This window comes from Erythrobacter sp. SN021, assembly GCF_021864455.1.
In genome coordinates, this window is sequence record NZ_JAKKUW010000004.1 from 168845 (window position 1) to 188136 (window position 19292).

Here is a 19292-nt window from a genome sequence, read left to right on the forward strand (position 1 = left end):
CGATATCAGCGCTCATCGGGGAGCATAAACGAGACCGTCCGTCCAAATGAGGGCGGAACGTAAGCCAATTTCCCTTTCGCATGCGTATTCATTGGCCCTGCTGCGGGCATTGCTTGACAGCGGCGCCGCATTGCCGCGGAACGCATTCCCTTCCCGGTGCATAGAGAAGAACGATGGCCGAAACGACGATCGAACCGACATTGGCAAGCTTGAGCGAACGCTTGCGCATCCTCCACCGACAAACGCGCGAAACGCCGCTCTTCAATCCCGTTTTCCAGCTCTCGCTCGACATTTCGCGCAAGCTGGAAGGGGGTGAGCTCAGCATCGAAGCGCTGGCCGGGCTGGTCGACGAATTGGAAACCCAGTCGCTCGGCGCGCGGGCCGCACGATTGCGCCAGCTGATCGAGCCGCAGGATGCGGTCCAGAGACTCTCGGCCCTGAGTGTCGCAAATGATGACTTCGAGATGTATCGTGCGATGTGGGAGCGGCCCCATATGCACGCGGTCTTCACCGCCCATCCGACCTTCCTCCTGTCGCCCCACAGGAGCGAAGCAGTTGCGGAGGCTGTCTTGTCGGGCGGCGAGCCCCGGCTTCGCGAAGCTCCGGAGGAGCCGGAGATCACGCTGCGATATGAACACGATCGCGCGATGGCAGCGCTCGCCAATGCGCAGGATGCGCGCGACCGCATGGTGAGCGGGGTTTTGCGGGAAGCGCGGCGGGCCTTTCCGGATCGCTGGTCCGAACTGCAGCCGCTGCCGTTCCGCTTCGCCACCTGGGTCGGCTACGACATGGATGGCCGCACCGATATCAAATGGTACACGTCCATTGCCTTCCGTCTGGCCGAGAAGGCCCAGCGGTTGGGCCGGTATGCCGATAGGCTGACGGAAATCGATGCCGCTCACGATTTTGTCGCGACCCTGCGCGCCGCATCCGACCGTGCCGAAACCAGCGCGGCGGAATTTGCCGGTGATCTTTCGGATCCCGAAGCCCTTTCGGCAGCGGCGAACCGGTTGACGAGGGATGGTCCCGACAAGCTCCTTTCGCTCACCCCCCTGATCGAGCAACTGGAGAGCGATGCAGCCGCTGGCGATGCCGAGCGGGCCATTGCCCTGCGCACGCTTGTCGCTGCCATGCGCGCGGATGGGCTGGGCATGGGCTGGATTCACTTCCGCGTGAACGCGAAGCAACTCCACAATGCCATCCGGACCCGTCTCGGGGACGCTGCGGATATCGATCTGTCGAGCCGCGGCGCCATTGCGGCGCTGCGCGAACTCCTTGCCAATGTCGAGCCGCAAAGCGCCAACTTCGCCAGTCTCGCCGTCGAAAGCTCGACCGCGACCCGCCAGTTTCTCGCAATGGCGCAGATTCTCAAACATATCGATGCCGATGCGCCGATCCGCATGCTGGTGGCAGAGTGCGAACAACCCTCGACCGTGCTTGCCGCGCTCTATTTCGCCAGATTGTTCGGGATAGCCGACAAGGTCGATGTGTCGCCGCTGTTCGAAACGGAAACCGCGCTCGAACATGGCGGACGGTTCTTGGACCTCCTGCTCGCAGAGCCAGATTACCGCGCCTATGCGCGAACGCGTGGCCGGGTGGCCATCCAGACCGGTTTTTCGGATGCAGGCCGGTTCGTGGGGCAGATACCCGCCAGCCTGGCGATCGAGCGCCTGCAGGGCCGTCTGGCCGAGGCGATGGACGCCAACGGCCTGAGCGATATCACAGCGCTGATCTTCGACACGCATGGCGAGGGAATGGGGCGGGGCGCGCATCCTTCCAGCTTCGAAGATCGTATCGAATGGGCGCTCAGCCCGTGGGCGCAACGGCGGTTCGCGCGGGCTGGAATCGCGCTCGAACCCGAAGCGAGTTTCCAGGGCGGGGATGGGTATCTGCTGTTTGCGACGCCCGACATGGCGCTGGCCACGCTGACGCAAATCGTGGCGCACAGCCCCGCGCACACCGATTCCGACGTGCCCACCGATCCTTTCTATCGCCGGACCGATCTCAGCCTCGATTTCTACCGCGCGATCAAGGATCATCAGCGCGAACATCTCGAAAGCCGCACCTATAGCCGCGCGATCACGGCCTTCGGCCTCGGCCTGCTGAACGAGACAGGCAGTCGCAGGTCGCGCCGACAGAGCGACCTCAATGCCGATCGCGAGATGAGCCTGCGGCAGATACGGGCGATACCGCATAATGCGATCCTGCAACAATTGGGCTATCCCGTGAACATCATCGCCGGGGTGGGCAGCGCGGCGGAAACCAATATCGAGGAGGTGGGCGCATTGCTTTCGGAAAGCCCGCGCGGTCGCCAGATCATGCGTTTGGTGCGCGCTTCCAACGCGCTTGCGAGCATCAAGACCGTTGCCGCTTTCGGCGAACTGTTCAACTCCGCCTATTGGGCGAGCCGCCCCTATCGCGGGACCGAGCCGCATCTGGCGCAGGCCTGCGAGGCTCTGGCCGAATATCTTATCAAAGACGATCGCAACGGGGTCTTCCGGCGCCTTGCTTCGCGGTTGCGTGTCGATGCGCTCAAGCTCCACCGGCTGTTCGATCTCGTGCCGGACGACGATCCGCATCCAGAACGCGAAAGCGTCCGCCGCGCGATCGGCGTATTGCAGGCCGTGCGACTGGCGCTGCTTCAGCACATGTTTCTCAAGGTGGTTTCGGTACCCGCATTCAGCCGCGCCAACGACATCAGCCGCACCGATGTGCTCGAAATGGTGTTCACCCTGCGTATCGACGAGGCCCTGGCGCAGCTTCGCCGTGCCTTTCCCACCAGCTTCCCCCGCAAGGACGATTTCAGGCTCGACGAGCCGGGCGAATATCCGCGCGGCGAAGGCGAAGGATATGCCGCGATCCGCAAGAATTATATCGACCCTATCGAGCAAGCCTACGCGCTGTGTCTGCGGATATCGACCGCGATTGCCAATGAATTCGGTGCGCACGGCTGATTGATATTGGAGTGAAACCGTCGCATTGTCTTCCCGTCCGATGGGGGGGAAGTAATGATGGGAAACTTTCTGCTTGGCGTAGGTGCCACGCTGCTGGCGCTCGGCGTGTTTGGTTACCTGGCCTTCCGGCTGTTTCGTCGCGGCCCGCTGACCTTCGCAATCGAGGACTTCTACACGCATGTCGTCGATGGCGATGTCGGCCCCTTCGTTCGCGATGTTCAGGCCGACGTTCCGCATGCGCAGGAATGCCGCCTGGATGACCGCCTGTCCTGCTCGATCCGCGATGCGGTGCAATCGCATAACCAGGCGGGTCGGCCCGATTGCAACGTGCTGCTGCTGTCGGGGGGCGGTCAATGGGGCGCCTATGGTGCCGGTCTGTTCGACACACTCAGCCGCAACAGCGCCAACGAACTGGCGTTGAACGATGTCGGGGTCATCACGGGCATTTCGACCGGGTCGCTTCAGACCTTGATGCTGATGGTGGCGCTCGACCCAAAGCAGACGCCCGAAATGCGCCGCTTTGCGCTCGATCGGCTGGTATGGGGCTATTCGCCGAAACGCGAGAGCGAGGTCGTCAAGCATACCAAAATGATCGGCGTCCCGGTTTACGGTTCGGCCGCGGGCACTGCGCCTTTGCGCAAGCGGATCGTCGAGGCGCTCATGCCAGGCGGCGATACGCGACTGATCGAAGCGATCGGGGAATCGAGCATCGAAGGTTTCGCCGGTTTCGTCGAGGCGGAACGCGGGGTGTTCCGCTATGCCGATATCAAGGAGCTGGTGAATGCCGCGCCCAATGCCGCGGCAGCGGCAGAGGCTCTGGCGGCGGCGACAATGGCATCTTCGGCCATGCCGGTATTCCACCAGCAATTGCGTGTCGCCGGCAGCAACGGAAAAGAGCTCGCGCTTTACGATGGCGGGGTCCGCCGCTCCGTTTTCTTCGACCGCGCCATGGCTGCCGTCGACGCCGAAGTGCGCGAGCAGATGAAGAGTCACGCGCTGGCAAAGGTTGCCGACGGCGTCACGCAAGACGCTTTCGTAAAGGATTACGAAGCGACGGCACCGAGCGTCTATGTGGTGCGCAACGGCCCCACGGCGCGCAAGCCCGACGCGACGCTCAACACCAAATCGGGTCCGCTCAGAAACGGCCAGCGCGGTTACGATCTGCTCGTCAATGAAAGCGAAATCGGAGCGATCGCAGCACTCAGGCTCAACAATCCCTATGGCCGTATCATGCTGACCAGTGCGGATCGCTACGATACCTTCCCCAGCGATGTGGGCGAGAACTTCAAGAAGGACGAGATGTTCAAACCCGCCTTCATGGCCCGCCTGCGCGATCTCGGCCGCCACAAGGCAGAACGGCCCGAGGGTCCATGGTGGCCGCTGAGCAAGATCGACGGGGTTTAAGAAGCGTCGCAAAAGCGGCGATCCCGCTGTGCGGCCCGACCCGGACATTAGCTATCATCCTGTCCTAGGTGGATTACGTATCGCGTTCGGCACAATGCATGGCGAGAGATCTGTGGCTCGGCAGACCTTGCAAGGAAGGCAGCAAAGCATGGCCACCACACCCCCGCGCGAACCGGACCGGATCGATCCCCAGTCGCCGCCCGAAACTCCGGCTCAGCCGGACGAGCCGGTTCCGGACCGACAGCCCGAGATCATCCCGACCGAACCCGATTTCGACGAACCCGATCGTAGTCCGGACGAATATCCCCCGGCGACGATTGGAGTTATCTAGTGGCTTAGCAAAAGGGGGATCGGAGGATCGGACAGCATGTCGCGCGTCACGCCTCCGAGCAGCCGCTCGCGAAAGCGCGAACGACCGTAAGCGCCCATGATGACGACCCCCGCCTTGCGTATCTTTGCCGCATCGATGAGCGTCGCGGCAATCGAAGTCTCGCCCTCGCGGGCGAGTTCGGTGATCAGCGGCTCGATATCGTGACGGGCGAGAAATTTCGCTGCCTCAGATGTCGACAAACCCCGCCTGTCAGGGCTCGTCTTTTCTCTTACGGCGAAGATATGGACCTCCGACGCCGCGCTCAGTATCGGCTGCGCCGCCTGAAGGGCGTGGGCGCTTTCCGAAGAGCCATTCCATGCGACGACCGCAGGCGCATCCAGAGCCAAGCCGGTGACCGATGGGGGGACGACGAGAACCGGAGCCTTTACGCCGACGACTGCTTCGGTGACCAGCCGTGACGGCTGCCTGGCATCCCCGACGGGGTTGCGCGACCCCAAGATCACCATGTCCGACAGCGGCGCCAGATGATCGATCTGATCGACAGCATCGCCTTTCGTGCGGACCCAGTCCCATCGCACCCCTTCGCCCGTCAGACGGTTCTCGATCTCTTTCTGGAACCGGTCCGCGTTGGCGCGGAACGAAGCCGCCATGTCCATCGCCAGGGAGAAATAGAGGTCTCCGGGCATGCCGAATTCATAGGGCACGGCCTGGAGGCAGGTGATGTGGCTATCGAAGCGTCGGGCGACGTCGAGAGCGGCCTGGAATCTGGCCTCCATGGCCTCGTCGTCGTGAATATGGAGCAGTATCGAGCGCATGGAACTCTCCCCTTCCTTGACTGTTTCTGTAGCCCGCCTCCTAGGCGGCAGAGGTCTTTGCGAAATTACGCAAATGTCCTGACGGATAGCCTCGGTAGTTTCCGTATTTGCGTCGGTGCGCACGAAGGACACGATTGCGCCAGGTCAGGAGAAGCGGCTGCCATGAGCGACTGGAGTCTTGTGAAGCTGGAGATGGCCCGTTCGGCCGACTATCCGCTTGGTTCTGTCGGTCGGGCCTACCTCATCCGCGTCCCGCTCGATCGGATTGGCATGATCGATGGGGCCGGTGTGGCACGAAACCCGAAAAGAGCAACCGTAAGGCGCTTTTGGCCGAACGAACCGGATCTGTCCGGCTATGTCGTGAAGTGTCGGGACTGCTGGAGTTTTCGCGACGGAGATTTCCCGGGAAGCAAGGGCTGTTTTGCCAGCATGCCTGATCGCTCGATCAGGGCCGACGCGGTTCTGAAGGTCATCGAACGCGACGGCACGAGTTTGCCATTTCGCGTTGCCGAGATTGCCCTGATTTAGTCCTTCCCAGGAATCTCATCCGTTTCTCCGACACCCGCCATGAACGCCACGCGAAGGAGGTCGGAGAGACTGTGCACGTCCAGTTTCGACATCAGGTTGGCGCGGTGGATCTCGACCGTGCGTGGGCTGATGCCGAGATCGTAGCCGATGGTCTTGTTGGGATGGCCCTTGACCAAGCCTTCCAGCACTTCCTTTTCGCGGGTGGTAAGCGGTTTAAGCCGGGCTTGCGCTTCTTCCCTTCTCGTCCGCCATCTGTCGTTGTCGTCAAGACGCCGCCATGCTTCGGTGATCGCGGCAAACAGTTGGCGCTTGTCGAAGGGCTTCTCGATGAAATCGATCGCGCCGGCTTTCATCGCCTTGACCGCCAGTTCGACATCGCCGTGGCCCGTCATGACCACGACCGGAAACGTGATGGCCCGCTTGCGCATTTGCTCCTGCACATCGAGTCCATCGGGACCCGGCATGCGGATGTCGATAACGACACATCCCGGATCGAGCCGTTCGACTTCGCCGAGCAACTGAGTGCCGCTTTCGAACGTATGGACCGTGTGCCCTGAGGTGCGGAGCATGAATCCGATTGAACGCCGGATCGACGGGTCGTCATCGACCAGATAGACTGGATAATCAGCCATCCGCATCTCTCAAATCGGCCCTTTTGAGTGTGAATGAGAACTCGGTTCCGCCCAATTCGGATGGGCCGGCCCAAATCTTTCCGCCATGCGCGTTGACGATCGTGTGGCATATGGAAAGGCCCAGCCCCATGCCGCTGGACTTGGTGCTGACGAAGGGGTGGAACAGTCTTTCCGCTACGCGCGGATCCAGGCCGGGACCGCTATCGCTGACCGAAACGCGGACCATCCCGTCGCTCTCGCACATGCTGTAGACGCGGATGCGCTTGCTGTCGGTATCCTGCATTGCTTCCAGAGCGTTGCGGATCAGATTGACCAGGACCTGCTGGATCTGCACGGGGACGACCAGCACCCATTCGCAGTCCGGAGCGAACTGGCTGGAGAAATCCACGTCGCGCCCGTCGCCATCGACCAAAGCGATGGCTGTGGCGGCATTGACGATCCGTCTGAGGCTGTCGATCTCCAGCTCTACATCACCACGCGATATGAAGGTGCGCAGCCGCCGTATGATATCGCCTGCACGAAGAGCTTCGTTACGGCATTCGGACACGGCATGTCGCAGGTTCTCCAGATCTTCCGGCGAGGGATCGTCGAGAAGATCCACGGCCGCGCCTGCGTAGTTGGCTATCCCCGTCAGCGGTTGGTTGAGCTCGTGAGCAATAGAGTTCGCTAGGCTCCCCATGGATGAAATGCGCGAGACATGGGCGAGATCGGCCTGTAGAGAATGCATGAGCTTTTCGCTCTCCCGCATTTGACTTAGATCCCGAATGAAGCCCGTAAAATGCAAAACTCCCGCGATTTCCACCTCGCCTAGCCCCAGCTCGATTGGGAAAGTGTCGCCGTTGCGGCGGCGCGCGGTCGTGACCCGACCCCTTCCGATAATGCGCTTTTCGCCCGTTTCGAGATAGCGTGCGATATATCCGTCATGCGCCTCGCGATCGGGCGAGGGCATCAGAACGCTGACATTCTCGCCCAGCAATTGCTCTTCACTATATCCGAATATCCGCTCTGCCCCCTTGTTGAAGGATCGGATCGCCCCGGTTCGATCGATTACGACCATTGCGTCGGGAACCACATCGATCAGCGCGTGAAGTTCGTCGATTCGGCGAAACACCTGGCTAGGGACTCCTGGGGTGGATTGATGATTGTTCATGCTGCGGACTTGTAGTTGGGCGACCTTCATTTGGGTGATGGCTAAGCGTCGAGACACAATATCTCGGACCAGGCCCTCCGATAGACGAATTCAGGCGTAAGATACTTACACTATATGGTTGCCCTCCGCGATCCCCAGTGCGGTTTACGGTGCCCGTGCCGCGCGCCCGTGCCGAAGCAGGCAAGAATGACCTGCGCGTGATCTCGCATGTCCGCGTGGGTGAGGATCGCCATACGGAGGTTTGCGTATCGTGGCCGCCTCTGGACGGATTTATGCGGTTTGCACAAATGGCAGAAAGGAGGACCGGAGAATGGCCAAGCAGACAGTCAGAGCCACCGAGCGGCGGCTAGAACCAAGCTTCGCCGAGCGCTTTATCGAGCCTTTCACCCGGATGCGAACGGGGGTCGATCACCTGATGGACGAACTGCCCGCGCGCTGGTCGGCCTTTCAGTTTCCAGCATCGCCTGTCATCGAAATGGCAGAAACCGACACGCTCTATACCATCGATGCGGAAATCCCAGGGGTCGCGAATGGGGATGTCGAGATCCAGGTCGATCGCGACACACTGATCATCAAGGGCGAAAAGAAAGAGAAAAGCCACGAAGAGCACTGTGATTATGTCATCAGCGAAAGAGCTTATGGCTCCTTCGAGCGACGCATCTCCCTTCCGCACGATGCGCTGACCGACGAAATTACTGCCGAACAAGAAGCGGGTATGCTGCGTATCGCGATCCCGCGCAGCAAGGACGCAAGATCCGAAAAGCGCAAGATCGAGATCCATTCGAAGAGCGCTTCCTGAATCAGGCTGCCCCCTGTCCCGACCTCCCGTCTATCGGGGCAGCCCGAAGGAGCAAGATGTGCCCCCACACAACGCTCCACAACGAGGCCCCGGCTCATTGACGAGTCGGGGCTCTTTCTTATCGATGTCGGGGCTGCGATGATCATGTCACCGGAGTTTGAGGCCGATGGAGGAAGGGCAGTTCGACGATGCGAATCGCTGTTTTCAGTACCAAGCCGTATGATGAGGAATTCCTCCTATCCGCCAACACCGAGGCAGGCGCCCCGCACGAGTTGGAGTTCCACCGCGCCCATCTGTCGGAGAAAAGCGCGGCACTGGCGCAAGGTAGCGATGCGATATGCGCCTTCGTGAATGATTGTGCCGACCGTCCGGCGCTGGAGGTGCTGCGCGATGTCGGCGTTCGCCTGATCTGTCTGCGCAGCGCCGGTTTCAACAATGTCGACCTTGCAGCCGCTCGTGATCTCGGCCTCGCCGTAGCGCGGGTCCCTGCCTATTCTCCTCACGCAATCGCGGAACATACCGTTGCGATCCTGCTTTCCTTGGTCCGCAAAATCCACCGATCCTATGCCCGCGTACGCGAGGGCAATTTCTCGCTCGACGGGCTGCTCGGTTTCGATCTTGCGGGTCGCACTGTCGGTGTTGTCGGCACGGGCAAGATCGGGATGTGCGTGGCAAGAATACTCACCGGTTTCGGATGCGAGGTTCTGGGAACCGATCCGCTGCCGAACGGCGATTTCCATGGTCGGTACGTTGCGCTCGACGAGTTGCTCGAGAGCGCCGACATCGTCACTCTCCATTGCCCGCTCACGCCCGAGACCCATCATCTGATCGATGCGCAGGCCCTTTCGCGAATGAAGGACGGGGTCACCATTATCAACACCAGTCGTGGGGCGGTAATCGATACGCAAGCGATCATCGCCGCGCTGAAGACGCGGAAAATCGGTCTGCTCGGACTGGATGTGTACGAAGAAGAGGAGAACATCTTCTTCGAGGATATGTCGCGCCAGGCGATCATGGATGATACTTTCGCGCGGCTCCTGACCTTTCCTAATGTTCTGATTACGGGCCATCAGGGGTTTTTCACCACCGAGGCGCTCGAAGCGATCGCGCGGATAACGATTGCCAATGCCAGCGCTTTCGAGCGGGATGGCAGGCCGCTTCATTCCGCCGGGCTGCATCCCAGCGACCAAGACTGAGCTTCAAAGTGCCAATCGGCGATATGCGGAGGTTTCCTTAATGCGCCGCCTGTGATCGCGGCTAGCTTGTCCGGTGCACCGATAGCCGAGCGAAGGATCTTTCATGAGCACGACAGGCCTCGAAGTTTTCGACAAGACTCTGCAATCGACACATATCTGGCTCGATGAAATCATGGAGGAGATCGGCCCGGACCGCCATCTGGCCTGGAAGGTGCTCACCACCGTGCTACAGGCACTACGCGACCGCTTGCCCGTGGAACTGGCCGCCCATTTCGGGGCGCAATTGCCGCTTCTTGTCCGGGGAGGCTTCTATGCGGGTTTCGATCCCTCCACGATGCCGACCCGGTGGCATACGGCGGAGGAATTCCGCCAGCATATTGCTGCGAATCTCGCCGATGCCCGCGCGGTCGGGGCGAGCGACGCGATCGATGCCGTCGTCCGGGTTCTCGATCGCCATCTCTCGCCGGGTCAGGTCGGCAAGGTCTATCGGGCTCTGCCCAAGCAGATTCGGGAACTCTGGCCGGATTACGAGGCAAGTGAGACCTGATCGGGAAGGGGCAGCCCGGCGCTCTCCCGCAACTCACGGCGTTGGCAAGGCGCCGACCCCCATCAATATGGACTAATACTGATAGCCCGCGCCGCTTCTCCTTTTCAGGGTCCCGATAAGAACGGCGGCGGCCCATGCCCCGGCGACAAGCGGCATAACTGACAGCAGAGGTACATATCCATCACCGATCCGCAGCAAGGAGCCGACGAACCTTGGTATGCGCTTGACGCCAGGGACGCCCTCAACCGCTTCGCCTCTTCCCGTAACGGCCTTGTGCAGAGCGAAGCCGAGCGGCGGCTGGCATCGCACGGGCCGAACCTGCTGCCCGAGCCCCAGAGGATGGGTCCTCTCCGCATCTTCGCACACCAGTTCACCAGCCCGCTCATCTATCTGCTCATATTCGCGGGGGCGTTATCTCTCCTCATCGGCGACAGGTGGGACGCGGTGTTCATTTTCGGTGTCCTGACGACAAACGCCCTTGTTGGCAGTTATCAGGAATACAAGGCCGATGCCGGCGCGCGCGCGCTGCGCAGCTTGGTGCCGCAATTCGCCCGCGTGGTGCGTGACGGTGTCGTGCGCGAGATACCGGCGGCTGAGATCGTGCCGGGCGACATCGTCGAACTTGAAAGCGGGATGAAGGTTACGGCCGATATGAGGCTGGTGGAAGCACACGGTCTCCGGATCGACGAAGGCTCCCTGACCGGCGAATCCATGCCCGTGCTGAAAGATGCCGATTTGTCGCTGGAGTCGGAAACCGTAGCCGGGGACCGGCTGACCATGGCACATGCCGGGACCGTCGTCGTGGAAGGGCGCGGGCTTGGTGTCGCAGTGGCAACGGGGGCGGGTACCTTGCTGGCCAATATCGGCTCCATGCTCACCGAAAACGCTCGCGGCGCGGTCGAAACACCCTTGGTCAGACGCATGGCGAAGCTTGCGCGAAGGATAGCCATTGCCACGGTATTCCTGATTCTGGTGCTGGCCGTCCTGCTTGCGCTTCAGGGTGGAGGATGGCGCGAGATTGTGCTGCTGGCCATTGCCCTTGCCGTTGCAGCGATCCCGGAAGGCCTGCCCATCGCAGTGACCGTAGCATTATCCGCAGCCGCCAGCCGTATGGCCCGGCGCAATGTGATCGTGCGGTCGCTGCCAGCCGTGGAAGGACTTGGGTCCTGCACACTCATCGCAACCGACAAGACCGGAACGCTGACCCTCAACAGGCTGACTGTCCATCGCGTGGTTCTGGCCGATGGAACCAGTTTCGAGCGCCAGCAGTGGCTCAATGGAGGCGGAAGCGATCGCCTTGGCGAGATCGGTTCGGCGGCCGCCATTTGCAACGAAGCCCATCTGAGCGATACGGGCAGCCCGGTAGGCGATGCAGTGGATGTCGCTCTGCTCGATCTGGCCCGCGAGACCGGTCACGATCCCGAGAACCTGCTCGGAATGGAGCGGCTGGCCATCGTTCCCTACGAGCCTGCGGCCCGCTTCGCTGCCGTCGAAGCTGTATCATCCCAGGGAACCCGCCTCGTGGTAAAAGGGGCGCCGGAAACGGTCCTGCCAATGTGTGCGGGAGTGCCTCCGGGCGCGGTCGAAACTGCCGAGCGGCTTGCCGCCGAGGGGTTCCGGGTCCTCGTACTGGCCTACGCCGATTCGGCGGCATCCGCAGGGCCTATCCACGAACGGCTCCACGGGCTTCGGCTGCTGGGGTTCGTCGGCTTGACCGATCCGCTGCGCTTCGGCGTTGTCGAAGCGTTCGCGCATTGCCGCGAGGCAGGCATTTCGGTGCGAATGATTACTGGCGATCATCCGGCGACGGCCCTCGCCATTGCCAGGCAACTGGGCCTGGATGTCCATCCAGGCGAGGTCGTGACCGGGGCTCAGCTTGCGGGGCTGGATAGCAAGAGCGAAGCTTTCGATCGGACGATCGGCGATGCGGAAATCTTCGCGAGAATCGAGCCTGCGCAGAAGCTGGCGATCGTGAAAGGCCTGCAACGCAACCACCATATCGTCGCCGTTACGGGGGATGGTGTGAACGATGGCCCCGCATTGCACGCGGCGGACATCGGCGTTGCCATGGGCAAGGGCGGTACGGATGTTGCGCGTGCAGCCTCCGACCTGGTCATCGCGGACGACAATTTCGCCACCATCTTGTCCGGAATCGAGGAAGGGCGCGTTACCTTCCTCAACATTCGCAAGATCGTGATCTTCATGCTGGCGACGGGGCTTGCCGAAATCCTCATGTTCATCGGCGCCCTGGGCTTTGGGCTGCCGATGCCGCTCACTCCCGTCCAGCTTCTCTGGCTCAATCTTGTCACCAATGGCATTCAGGATGTTACGCTGGGGTTCGGCAAGGGAGAGGGGGATGAATTGCAGAGACCCCCGCGGCGGAAGCTGGTCACGCTGATCGATATCGATGCCATCATACTGATGTTGCCGGGAACCCTCGTGATGACCGCAGCCGCGATATGGGTCATGGCAGGCCATCTAGCCGCGGGAGAAAGCGTCGCGGAGGCACGTAACGCCGTCCTGTTCATCGTGGTGCTGTTCCAGAACGCTTTCCTGCTCACCGTTCGCAACCTCCATCGGCCCTTTTGGAGGTGGCATGCGCCGGAAAACGGATGGCTGTTCGCGGGGCTGGGCAGCGCGTTGATGCTGCATGTCGCTGCCCAGCATCTTCCGCTGTCCCAGACATTGCTCGGTATCAGTCCCGTCGGCACCGATGTCGTCGCGCAGGGCCTTCTTGCCGCCTCGGCCGTCCTGCTTTCCACCGAAGCGGCGAAATGGTGGATCAATCGTACGCGTCGTGCCCGGTCGAGCGGTACATTACTTATGGAGCGGGGCTGCGATGGCGCCGACGATGCGGGTCGATCCAATATCCTGAGGAGAGAATAGATGGCCCGGTTCTTCAGACAGGCAATGACGGCGCTGGTCGGGGCGGGTCTGCTTGCGACGGCAGCTTGTACCTACAACAGCACGCCATACCAGCCGATTTCTTCGGCCAACCGTGTATCGGGCGGCTATAGCGATGAACAACTGGGCGAATATCGCTTTCGGGTGTCGTTTGCAGGCAATTCGCTGACCTCGCGCGAACAGGTCGAAAGTTACTTGTTGTTCCGCGCCGCCGAACTGACGCTGGAGCAGGGGCACACCTGGTTCGTGATCGAAGATCGTGTCATCGAGCACGAGGTCGAACGCAGCTTCCGGCGCGATCCGCTATACGATCCTTGGTATCGATCCTATTATGGCTATTGGCGTCCATACTGGCGGTATTACGGGCCGCGTGGCTGGCAGGCCTGGTATCCTTATCACGGCCATTCCTTTTGGACCGATCATGTCGATATCCGCGAAGTCGATCGGTTTGAGGCAATTGCCGAAATCCGCCTCGGAGACGGGCCGATGCCGAACGGCAATTTGCGCGCCTTCGACGCGCGCGAAGTGATTTCGCGGATCGGGCCGCGGGTGAAGTATCCGGGACAGGATTAGGCGCGCGGAGAAACGCGCGTACCGTCCTCGATATTACCCGACGGATTGAGGACGACGCGCTCGCCCGCTTTCAAACCGTCGCGAACTTCGGCAAAGTCATCATTGAGGTGACCGATCGCGACATCGCGCCGCCGTGCCCTGCCATCGGCTTCGACGAAGACCTGCCAGCCGCCTTCCGATCCCCGGAACAAAGCGCCAACGGGAACCCGCACCACCGCGTCTTCGCGCCACAGGATGACCGTGGCATCGATCTGGTAGCCATGGCCGAGGGGCGCGATCCGCCGGGCGGCATCGGGCGCGAAATCGATGATGACATTGACGCGTTGTTCTTCGATCCCGAGCGCGGATATCTTGAGCCTGCCGAAGGGTTCGATCCGGCGCACCCGGCCGGGCAGGGCATCCTCGCCACCCCACCGTGTGATCTTCACTGTATCGCCGGGCTTGATTTGCGCAGCCTCGCGCGACAGCAGATCGGCGACCACCTCGATGCGTGCCGGATCGCCGATTTCGACCAGCGCGGTTCCCTGCGCCACGACTCCTTCGCTTTCGACAAGCCGCCGAAGCAAGACCCCGCTTTCCGGCGAGCGTACCGCCACTGTCCCACTCGATGGCAGGCCAGAGGCGGCAGGCTCGGATAGCTGGCTCTGCAACCGCTTGGTTTCGGCGCGGATGCGTGCCAGTTCGCTGCTCGCCGTGGCAGCCGCGGCCCGCCGCGCGTCGAGGTCCGACCGGGGCAGAAAACCCCGCTCGGCCAAGGCCTCCGCGCGCTCCAGATCGGCCTTCGCCAGCCGCAGGGTAGCGGCCGCGCTCGCCTCGCCAGCGCGCGACGCGGCAATCGCATTGCCGATTTCCAGCCTTGTCCGCCGGTCGAGCGGCGTCGACGGAATTCCCGACATGCGGGCGATCACGGTCTGGCCCGCAACGACCTCGTCGCCGGGATCCAGCTCTATCCGCGTGACATATCCCGTGACCGGTGCCGTGACGGTGTAGAGATCGTGCACGCGGGTTACCCCGTCATCGGTCAGGCCCACCTCCATCGGCCCTTCGCTGACCGTGCCGAGATCGACGGCCTCCGCTTCGGGCCAGAAGCTATAGGCGAGCCCGGCTACCAGCAGCGCCGTGATGATGATGGCCCAGCGCCAGTTCTTGATCCGGTCCCACATCAGTCGCGCGCCTTCAATACACGGACCATGTCGAGCCGGGCGACCCGGCGGGCGACGATCAATGCCGTCGCGCTGGCCGCGGCCAGCACTACCAGCGCGGCGAACCCGTAGCTCGACCGGTCGGGGGCGAAGGGAAGGCGGAAGAGATCGGAACTGAACATCGCAACCATCAATTGGGCCAGAAGATAGCCGGTGAGGCACCCGACGGGTACCGCGACAACGACGAGCAGGGCGAGTTCTCCGAGCAGAACGATGCCGACTTCGCTGCGATGGTATCCCAGCACGCGCATGGTGGCGAGCTCGTGCGCCCGCTCGGAAAAGAGAATGCGTGCGCTGTTATATACGACGCCGACCGCGATGGCGGCTGCGAACGCGATATAGAAACCCATCATCACCATGATGTTCTCCTCGATGATTTCTTCGAAAAGCTGCATCGCCGCATCGCGTTCGGTGATCCCGAGGACCAGCGGCATATCGCTGAGTTCGGTTATCAACTGGTCGCGATAGAGCGGATCGATCAGCAGATTGGCGCTGCCCACCGGAGTCCCGTCGCGTGTCAGGCGGGACAGCGCCTCGTTTCGCGCATAGGCCCGTGTACCGATCAGTTCGTCGATAATGCTCGCAACGGTCAATGTCGTCTTGGTCTGGCGCCCGCCGAGCAGTTCCACTTCCGCCCTGTCTCCGGGTGCGAGGTCGAGCTTTTTCGCGAGGGAGCGGCTCAACATCAGGCCCGAAGCCGGCAGCGGAACCTCGAAGCCGTTCGCATCGACTCGCGCGGAAAGCCGGTCGTCGATTTCTGCCGCCTCGATCCCGACCCGTTCCGAGAGTGCACCGTTGCGCATGACCACCGGGACCGCACGGGCCGGTTCCACTCTCAGGACACCGGGCATCGAGGCCAGTTCGAAGAGAACCTTTTCGTTCTGCGGTTCGATGAAGGCGACGGAGATGTCCTGTCGCTGCGCCCGGAAGAAATAATTGTCGAGCATGGCACGCGAACCGTCGATGAACTGGATCGTCGCGAAAAGCAGGGCAAGGGAAAGAGCCACGCCCGATACAGTCACCGCCGAGCGTCCCGGCCAGCGTGCGATGTGGCGGATGATCATGTTACCCACAGCCGATATGCCCGCCCACTGGCCGAATTTCTCCACCAGGCCTGCGCGATAGATGGGCGGTGGCGGCGCCGACATGGCGACCGCCGGAGTCAGCGCTGCGGCAGCCCGCACCCCGCCGATGGCGCCGATCCCGGCCGACCCGAATGCCAGCGCGGCGCCGGTCGCGAACACGTTGGGCGCGACCTGATAGTAGAGGAATGGGAAGCGATAATATTCGGCATATTGCTCGGTCATGGACAGTCCCATCCACCAGCCGAGCGCGGAACCCATGAGAATGCCGATCAGGGCCACGGCAATGGCGAATTTCAGATAGTGCCAGCCGATTGCCCAGTTGCCGTAGCCGAAAGCCTTCATCAGCCCGATTTCCTCGCGCTCCGTGCGGATCGTCCGGCCGAGCACGACATAGACGAGGAAGGTGGAGACCAGCAGGAAGATCGGCGGGATGATCGTGGTCATCGCCTCGAGCTGGTCGAGTTCGCTGGTCAGGAAGGCGTTCGACATGTGGTCTTCGCGGCCGACTGCGCCGGTCCCGCCATATTGCGCGACGATGGCATCGACGTGCCGGACGACCTCGTCCTCGCTCGCTCCGCGTTCGAGCTTCAGCGACAGGGCGTTGATCGCGCCCGTGCGGCCCGAAGCGGCCTCGAGCGCTTTCTCCCCCATCCAGAAAATGCCGTAGCGACTGGCATCGGGGATCAGCTCTCCCGGTGCGATCGACCAGATGTAATCTGGCGCGAGGCCGATGCCGACCACTTCGAGCCGTGTCCGGCTGCCATAGACGACAGCATCGATCCGGGCGCCCAGTTCGAGATCATTGGCATCGGCAAACGCCTTGTCGATCACGACCTCGCTGGCCTTGTCGATCACCGGGCCGCGGCCTTCCGCCAGGACCAGCCTGTTGAGCTTGCTTTCGCCGCCCGCTCCGACCGAATTGATCAGCGCGCGGACCGGTTCGATGCGGTCGGCGAATTCCAGCGTGGCGAATTGTTCGATCCGGCCTTCGGCGATGGCCACCCCATCGACCGCTTCGATCCGCTGCACGATGCTGCGCGGCGCCCGGGTCATGCTGACGAAGATATCGCCATATTGATAGCGATCGTAATAGGCATCGCGGGTCTGAGTCAGCGAGTGGTGCACACCCATTGCCATCACGAACGTCGCCATCGCGGCACCGATCACCAGCCCAATCGCGAGCGCCTGTCCGCGCAGGCGCCACAGATCGCGCAGGAGCTTGGTATCCAGCGCCCTCACCACGTCATCTCCGAGGCCGAAATTCGGTTCTCATTGGTTTCGATCGATGCGATCTGCCCATCGAGGAAGTTGAAGACCCGGTCGGCCATGGCGGCGATGCCGGCATTGTGCGTGATCAGGATCAAGGTGGTGCCGAGTTCGCGATTGGCCTCTGCCAGCGTCTCCAGAACCCTGACGCCGGTCGCGCTGTCCAACGCTCCGGTGGGTTCGTCGCACAGCAGGACTCCCGGCCGTTTCGCAACCGCCCGGGCAACCGCGACGCGCTGTTGTTCGCCGCCCGACAGTTGGGCCGGGAAATGATGGCGCCGGTCCCCCAGACCGACGAGTTCCAGCGCTTCCTTTGCCGACATGGGATTTTCCGCGATGTCGGTTACCAGCCGCACGTTCTCTTCTGCGGTCAGGCTGGGAATGAGATTGTAGAATTGGAAGATGAAACCGATGCTGGACCGGCGAAAACGGGTAAGGTCGGCTTCGTCCAGCGCGGTGAGTTCGGTGTCGCGATACCACAGCGTGCCGGAGGTGGGCCGGTCCAGCCCGCCGACGATGTTGAGCAGCGTCGACTTGCCGCTGCCCGACGGGCCGAGCAGCACCAAAATCTCTCCGGCCATGATGTCGAGATCCACTCCGCGCAAGGCGTGAACCTCGGTTTCGCCCGTCACGTAGGTTTTGCGAAGCGATCGCCCGACAAAGGCAACTTCGCGTCCATTTCCGGGTTCTGTCATCACCGCCTCGGGCATCGCGCGGGTCTATAACGTGGGTCGCGGCCGTGCGCTACGCAACTATCCCTAGTGACACATCCTTCCCGCGCCGTTCGGCGTTACAGTCCGTCCCCCGCTGCCAGCAGAAATGCCAGCCCTACCGCATAGACGAGGATGACAGCTACCGAATCCACGCCCATTCTGAAGATCGTGCGATCCCGTCTTTCGATGAGCCCCAGCACGAATACGCCCGACATCACCAGCGCAATAAGCGCCGCCATGGCTTCGAATGCGCCTGCCATGGAGAGCACCGGGGGGCCGCTGGCGACGAGTTCGATGACGAGGATGAGGCCGAAATTGAACAAGTTGGAACCGAACACCTCGCCGATCGCCAGTTCGTATCGCCGGTTGCGAATGGCGCCGATGATGGCTGAAAATTCAGGAAGCGAAGTTGCTGCCGATACGAAAAGGAAACCCATCAGGCTTCCGCCGATGCCCGTCGCGCCCGCGATCCTGATCGCCGTGGCTGCCAGCGTCGCCCCGGCGATCATGATGATACCGGCCAGCAGCGCGAGCCACAGGAGCAGTTGCCGCCAACCGATGTCACGCTGTTTGACCTCCTCGGCGAACGCCCGCTCGCTTTGGTCGATCACCTGCCACATCGGGCGCCGTTCGGCCCGGTCGGCGATGCCGATCGACGCAATCGAGGCAGCGAAGATCAGACCTGGCCAGAGGATTGCTCCGCCTATGGGGACGCGCCCTTCGGCAGTGATTGCGGCGATGACCAGTGCCAGCACCATCATGCCCGAGACACCCTGAATCAACGTGACCGGTCGCGCCACGACCGAAGTCAAGGGACGCGGCCCAATCAGCATATCGGCCACCGCCAGCAGCAGAATATTGAAAGCCGCGCTACCCAGCACGTCGTTGGTCGCGAGAAGCGGCGCGCCGATTGCGGCCGCCGTTGTGGCAGTTGCAAGTTCGGGCAGGGACGTAATCCCGCCCAATACCAGCATTCCGGCAAAACCCTGGCCCAGTCCGGTCTTGTCGCTCAGCGCAATGACATAGCGCGGCAAGCGCGTGCCGGCCCACCATACAGCGCCGGCGGCCAGGCAGAAGCCGATAATAGCGGCGAGGAAGGATGGCTCATTCACGAGCATAGCTTTCCCGGTTCGGGCGGAACCGGACCGGCGGTGAAACGGTCGGGGCTGCGCTGGTACATGACCGCGCGTCTT

16 protein-coding genes are annotated in these 19292 nt (G+C 62.1%); 9 read left to right on the plus strand and 7 right to left on the minus strand.

The window, feature by feature from the left end; genetic code table 11:
* The first annotated feature begins 173 nt into the window (after positions 1–173).
* The 3 genes from L5849_RS11075 (at position 174) to L5849_RS11085 (ending at position 4689) form a co-directional block, all read left to right on the plus strand.
* On the plus strand, positions 174–2954 hold the full coding sequence (locus L5849_RS11075; RefSeq protein WP_236925609.1) for a phosphoenolpyruvate carboxylase: 2781 nt from the start codon (positions 174–176) through the stop codon (positions 2952–2954).
* A 54-nt stretch (positions 2955–3008) separates the two neighbouring features.
* Positions 3009–4358 carry a patatin-like phospholipase family protein gene (locus L5849_RS11080; RefSeq protein ID WP_236925610.1) on the plus strand — a complete coding sequence of 450 codons (1350 nt, stop codon included), beginning with the start codon at positions 3009–3011 and terminating at the stop codon, positions 4356–4358.
* A 148-nt stretch (positions 4359–4506) separates the two neighbouring features.
* Positions 4507–4689: a hypothetical protein gene (locus L5849_RS11085; RefSeq protein ID WP_236925611.1), complete on the plus strand. Its 183-nt coding sequence runs from the start codon at positions 4507–4509 to the stop codon at positions 4687–4689.
* Here the strand turns inward: L5849_RS11085 and L5849_RS11090 are convergent.
* Complete coding sequence (locus L5849_RS11090) at positions 4686–5504, minus strand: universal stress protein (RefSeq protein WP_236925612.1); 819 nt, start codon at positions 5502–5504, stop codon at positions 4686–4688. The two genes, L5849_RS11085 and L5849_RS11090, sit on opposite strands and share 4 nt — an antisense overlap.
* A gap of 162 nt (positions 5505–5666) precedes the next feature.
* Here L5849_RS11090 and L5849_RS11095 point away from each other — a divergent pair, with 162 nt between their 5' ends.
* Positions 5667–6032 carry a hypothetical protein gene (locus L5849_RS11095; protein WP_236925613.1) on the plus strand — a complete coding sequence of 122 codons (366 nt, stop codon included), beginning with the start codon at positions 5667–5669 and terminating at the stop codon, positions 6030–6032.
* Here the strand turns inward: L5849_RS11095 and L5849_RS11100 are convergent.
* Together L5849_RS11100 and L5849_RS11105 are read right to left on the minus strand one after the other, a co-directional pair.
* Positions 6029–6664 (minus strand): response regulator transcription factor, encoded by a 636-nt coding sequence (locus L5849_RS11100; protein WP_236925614.1) that lies wholly within the window; start codon positions 6662–6664, stop codon positions 6029–6031. The two genes, L5849_RS11095 and L5849_RS11100, sit on opposite strands and share 4 nt — an antisense overlap.
* Positions 6657–7775, minus strand: coding sequence for a PAS domain-containing sensor histidine kinase (locus L5849_RS11105; RefSeq protein WP_236925615.1), 1119 nt, complete (start codon positions 7773–7775; stop codon positions 6657–6659). The genes L5849_RS11100 and L5849_RS11105 overlap by 8 nt, the downstream gene beginning before the upstream one ends.
* A 349-nt stretch (positions 7776–8124) precedes the next feature.
* Here L5849_RS11105 and L5849_RS11110 point away from each other — a divergent pair, with 349 nt between their 5' ends.
* The 5 genes from L5849_RS11110 to L5849_RS11130 all read left to right on the plus strand — a co-directional run bounded on the left by L5849_RS11110 (position 8125) and on the right by L5849_RS11130 (position 13833).
* Positions 8125–8613 carry an Hsp20/alpha crystallin family protein gene (locus L5849_RS11110; protein ID WP_236925616.1) on the plus strand — a complete coding sequence of 163 codons (489 nt, stop codon included), beginning with the start codon at positions 8125–8127 and terminating at the stop codon, positions 8611–8613.
* Between the two features lie 188 nt (positions 8614–8801).
* Entirely contained in the window at positions 8802–9809 is a 1008-nt protein-coding gene (locus tag L5849_RS11115) for a 2-hydroxyacid dehydrogenase (RefSeq protein ID WP_236925617.1), read from the plus strand.
* A gap of 103 nt (positions 9810–9912) precedes the next feature.
* Positions 9913–10356, plus strand: coding sequence for a DUF2267 domain-containing protein (locus L5849_RS11120; protein ID WP_236925618.1), 444 nt, complete (start codon positions 9913–9915; stop codon positions 10354–10356).
* Between the two features lie 180 nt (positions 10357–10536).
* Positions 10537–13242, plus strand: coding sequence for a cation-translocating P-type ATPase (locus L5849_RS11125; RefSeq protein ID WP_368735736.1), 2706 nt, complete (start codon positions 10537–10539; stop codon positions 13240–13242).
* The gene (locus L5849_RS11130) at positions 13243–13833 is read left to right on the plus strand and encodes a hypothetical protein (protein ID WP_236925620.1); all 591 of its coding nucleotides are present in this window, start codon (positions 13243–13245) and stop codon (positions 13831–13833) included.
* Here L5849_RS11130 and L5849_RS11135 read toward each other — a convergent pair.
* The 4 genes from L5849_RS11135 to L5849_RS11150 all read right to left on the minus strand — a co-directional run bounded on the left by L5849_RS11135 (position 13830) and on the right by L5849_RS11150 (position 19211).
* A complete protein-coding gene (locus tag L5849_RS11135) occupies positions 13830–14996 on the minus strand; it encodes an efflux RND transporter periplasmic adaptor subunit (RefSeq protein WP_236925621.1) in 1167 nt (388 codons plus the stop codon). The genes L5849_RS11130 and L5849_RS11135 overlap by 4 nt on opposite strands.
* Positions 14996–17359, minus strand: a complete 2364-nt coding sequence (locus tag L5849_RS11140; protein WP_236925622.1) for an FtsX-like permease family protein — start codon at positions 17357–17359, stop codon at positions 14996–14998. The genes L5849_RS11135 and L5849_RS11140 overlap by 1 nt, the downstream gene beginning before the upstream one ends.
* Positions 17356–18081 carry an ABC transporter ATP-binding protein gene (locus L5849_RS11145; protein WP_236925623.1) on the minus strand — a complete coding sequence of 242 codons (726 nt, stop codon included), beginning with the start codon at positions 18079–18081 and terminating at the stop codon, positions 17356–17358. The genes L5849_RS11140 and L5849_RS11145 overlap by 4 nt, the downstream gene beginning before the upstream one ends.
* Positions 18082–18176: 95 nt before the next feature.
* A complete protein-coding gene (locus tag L5849_RS11150) occupies positions 18177–19211 on the minus strand; it encodes a sodium:calcium antiporter (protein WP_236925624.1) in 1035 nt (344 codons plus the stop codon).
* Between the last annotated feature and the right edge of the window lie 81 nt (positions 19212–19292).

Coding starts and splice junctions, on each gene's coding strand:
- L5849_RS11075 (WP_236925609.1), top strand. CDS start 174: ATGGCCGAAACGACGATCGAACCGACATTGGCAAGCTTGAGCGAACGC.
- L5849_RS11080 (WP_236925610.1), top strand. CDS start 3,009: ATGATGGGAAACTTTCTGCTTGGCGTAGGTGCCACGCTGCTGGCGCTC.
- L5849_RS11085 (WP_236925611.1), top strand. CDS start 4,507: ATGGCCACCACACCCCCGCGCGAACCGGACCGGATCGATCCCCAGTCG.
- L5849_RS11090 (WP_236925612.1), bottom strand. CDS start 5,504: ATGCGCTCGATACTGCTCCATATTCACGACGACGAGGCCATGGAGGCC.
- L5849_RS11095 (WP_236925613.1), top strand. CDS start 5,667: ATGAGCGACTGGAGTCTTGTGAAGCTGGAGATGGCCCGTTCGGCCGAC.
- L5849_RS11100 (WP_236925614.1), bottom strand. CDS start 6,664: ATGGCTGATTATCCAGTCTATCTGGTCGATGACGACCCGTCGATCCGG.
- L5849_RS11110 (WP_236925616.1), top strand. CDS start 8,125: ATGGCCAAGCAGACAGTCAGAGCCACCGAGCGGCGGCTAGAACCAAGC.
- L5849_RS11115 (WP_236925617.1), top strand. CDS start 8,802: ATGCGAATCGCTGTTTTCAGTACCAAGCCGTATGATGAGGAATTCCTC.
- L5849_RS11120 (WP_236925618.1), top strand. CDS start 9,913: ATGAGCACGACAGGCCTCGAAGTTTTCGACAAGACTCTGCAATCGACA.
- L5849_RS11130 (WP_236925620.1), top strand. CDS start 13,243: ATGGCCCGGTTCTTCAGACAGGCAATGACGGCGCTGGTCGGGGCGGGT.
- L5849_RS11135 (WP_236925621.1), bottom strand. CDS start 14,996: ATGTGGGACCGGATCAAGAACTGGCGCTGGGCCATCATCATCACGGCG.
- L5849_RS11145 (WP_236925623.1), bottom strand. CDS start 18,081: ATGACAGAACCCGGAAATGGACGCGAAGTTGCCTTTGTCGGGCGATCG.